At 63.6% G+C, this 1,221-nt stretch carries 1 protein-coding gene; it reads left to right on the top strand.

The window, feature by feature from the left end:
* Positions 1-1,221: serine hydroxymethyltransferase (gene glyA, locus ACR0DO_RS19455; protein ID WP_480561089.1), on the top strand; the 1,221-nt coding region annotated here is incomplete at both ends.

The following is a 1,221-nucleotide window of genomic DNA, read 5'->3' as shown; positions in this document are numbered from 1 at the left end:
CGGTTTTTTCACCCAATCGCTTTCGGACCGTGATCCTGAGCTTTTTGGCTCGATCACATCCGAGCTGGGCCGCCAGCGCGACGAGATCGAGCTGATCGCGTCCGAGAACATCGTCTCTGCCGCCGTGATGGAGGCGCAGGGCTCGGTGATGACCAACAAATACGCCGAGGGCTACCCCGGCCGCCGCTACTATGGCGGTTGCCAGTTCGTCGACATCGCCGAGAACCTGGCCATCGACCGCGCCAAGCAGCTGTTCGGCTGTGAATTCGCCAACGTGCAGCCGAACTCGGGCAGCCAGGCCAACCAGGGTGTGTTCCAGGCGCTGATCCAGCCCGGCGATACCATTCTGGGCATGAGCCTGGATGCGGGCGGCCACCTGACCCACGGCGCCGCGCCCAACCAGTCTGGCAAGTGGTTCAAGGCCGTCCAGTACGGTGTGCGCAAAGAAGACAACATGCTGGATTACGATCAGGTCGAAGCGCTGGCGAAAGAGCACCAGCCCAAGCTGATCATCGCCGGTGGTTCGGCCATCCCGCGCCAGATCGACTTTGCCCGCATGCGCGAGATTGCGGACATGGTTGGCGCCTACCTGCACGTGGACATGGCGCATTTCGCCGGTCTGGTTGCGGCAGGTGAGCACCCCAGCCCCTTCCCGCACGCCCATGTGGCCACCACCACCACCCACAAAACCCTGCGCGGTCCGCGCGGCGGCATGATCCTGACCAATGACGAGGCGATCGCCAAGAAAGTGAACTCGGCCATCTTCCCCGGCATTCAGGGCGGCCCGCTGATGCATGTGATCGCCGGTAAGGCCGTGGCCTTCGGCGAGGCGCTGCAGCCGGCGTTCAAGGACTATATCAAGCAGGTTGTGGTGAACGCGCAGGCGCTGTCGGATCAGCTGATCAAGGGCGGTCTGGACACGGTGACTCACGGCACCGACACCCATGTGGTTCTGGTCGATCTGCGCCCCAAAGGCGTCAAGGGCAACGCCACCGAAAAGGCTCTGGGCCGGGCGCATATCACCTGCAACAAGAACGGCGTGCCGTTTGATCCGGAAAAGCCGACCATCACGTCGGGCATCCGTCTGGGCTCGCCCGCCGGAACCACCCGCGGCTTCGGCGAGACCGAATTCCGCCAGATCGCCGACTGGATCATCGAAGTGGTCGATGGCCTGGCCGCCAATGGCGAGGACGGCAACGGCGAAGTCGAAGCCAAGGTCAA

The sequence above is a fragment of the Ruegeria sp. AM9 genome (assembly GCF_056540565.1).
Note: the sequence above shows the minus strand (reverse complement) of the source record. Positions and strands in the feature narration are given on the sequence as shown.